This window comes from Lactobacillus sp. WILCCON 0149 (genome assembly GCF_057197965.1).
In genome coordinates this window covers 1-1,980 of record NZ_JBUBHO010000022.1, presented here as the reverse complement: position 1 = coordinate 1,980, position 1,980 = coordinate 1, and the positions used below count along the sequence as shown (strand labels likewise).

The 1,980-nt window shown below is 43.1% G+C and carries 1 protein-coding gene and 1 pseudogene; both read left to right on the top strand.

Annotated features, from left to right (window positions below; genetic code table 11):
* Positions 1 to 174: pseudogene (locus ACYVUV_RS12280) on the top strand (RNA-guided endonuclease TnpB family protein); the annotation flags it as partial.
* A gap of 388 nt (positions 175 to 562) precedes the next feature.
* Positions 563 to 1,528, top strand: a complete 966-nt coding sequence (locus ACYVUV_RS12275) for an AcrVA2 family anti-CRISPR protein (protein WP_484499568.1) — start codon at positions 563 to 565, stop codon at positions 1,526 to 1,528.
* Positions 1,529 to 1,980 lie beyond the last annotated feature (452 nt).

Genomic DNA, 1,980 nt, shown 5'->3' with positions numbered 1-1,980 from the left:
GAAAGATACGGCAGTCATCATGAACTGACTAAATGCAAGAAATGCGGCGAGATGAATGCGAATATCGCCGCAGCAAAAAATATATTGAGTAGATTAACTGACGAAGAAATCACGCTTTACACGCCTTACAAGCGAGTTAAGGAAATTCTTGACAGTCGGATAAAAGAAGCATAAGCCAAGTAATACTACAAAGTTGAAGGCTCTAGCATGTAAGAGCAGTCAGCTTTAACGAACTCAGTTCGGGGTATTAAAATCGCGGCTTGACTGTTTCGAGAAGGCATCACGATATGCTTGCCTGCTTTTTTTTGCGGGCAAGATGCCTTTCCGACTGCCATGCTAAAAGTTTCCAGTGGGGCAGATAAAAAGCTATTGGATGACGCCATCTGGCGTTGCTTGACAGCCAACCGTACTCACTGACCTTAACTTCAAAAGGTTAAAAATCTGATTTCTTTTTCTAAGTTGAATCTACCCTAAATTTAACTAGAATGGAATATCAGAAAAACTTACCAATACTGATGTGATTATCAAGATTTAGTAAGTTTTATGATTCGGAGGTGAGAGAATGAAGAAAAAGAAATGCCTGCCATTGCATATGCTCAAAAACATTACGACAAAATACCCTAATGCGTGGGCCATCATCGAAACGACACGGAAGGAACGTGGCAAAAAGTCTACCATCTGGGAAGGCGTTACATTTGACTGGCCGTCCTGGTGCTATATCCCGATGGGCTACTGCCTGTCAATAGCAAACACTCAAGAAACGGATATGGTGCTGCAAGTACGAGACGCAGCGTTATTATCCGCACTGGCGCCATGGCGCATGAGCAAGGAAATCTATTCCTTCGATGCAGAGCTAGCCCGTGACTTATACGATCAGCCACTTGGCGAATTGCCAACGATTGTATTCGACCGGCTTCCTTTTCCAGCCATCTACATCGAAGCGCCAGGGCTTGTACTAGACGATGAGCGCTTTGCAGGATTTTTCGTAAGCAGGGAATATGACCCAGGACGAGGCGATGTAGAATTGCGGCTTACTTTCTGCAAAAGCAATGGAATAAGTTGCCCTTGCTACATCAGTTACGATTCAGCAAGCACTATTGCAGAAGCGGTTGACAAGATGTTGGCAGGTTATGGCGACAAGCAGGGGACGCTGGAATTGTCTAAAAAAGCAATGCAGCTTGTTCTATATCTTTGCACCAGTAATTCTGAAGTTTCTACAGTTCAGACCGACGTTAAGCGTCCCATAAGTCATCCGAAGGACAGCTACAAGGAAATCCGCATGTGGTCGGTTGGAGTGCGCTATGGGGCCGCCATGAAGCGATACAAACACACTGGCAAGTCTCATGCCGGCAGCCATTCGTCAAAACGCCCACATTACAGGCGTGGCCATTTCCACCATTTTTGGAAAGGTCCACGCAATGATCCAAACAAACGGACACTTGAGTTTATCTGGGTCGATCCTGTTTTAGTTAATGCTGAAAAAATGGATGGTCAGGAAATGCCGGCCGTGATACACGAAGTAAAATGATCTATTTTAGCTAAATGGCTAAAAAACGCATCATTTTGTCCAACATGTTCAGTAGTAGGTATGCGGGCAAACGCACTTGTCTCTAGCGTTTAAGCCACCTTCTTATTTTCAAAACTGCATATCCTAAGAAATAGGTGCGCCGCTCGATCGTGCTGGCTTTGAAAGATAATTATTGACTATAAATTTTAATATTAGCTAAAGAAACTATTTAGGCCGAAATCAAGATAAAATAGCGCCAAATAAGTAAAAGGCATCTTCTATATAAACGGAAGATGTCTTTTTTTGTGCGTCTTTAGGATGCGATTATGCTTTAAATTTCACAGAAAGCGCAAAGAAATACCGTTGCAGTGTTAGCTTTCCAAAACCAAGAAAAACAAGTCAAATTGTCTAAAGTTTGTAAGCACCCAATAGCGCGGTATCTATCAACCCCCGGGCAATAGTCATATACTGTT

Coding starts and splice junctions, on each gene's coding strand:
- ACYVUV_RS12275 (WP_484499568.1), top strand. CDS start 563: ATGAAGAAAAAGAAATGCCTGCCATTGCATATGCTCAAAAACATTACG.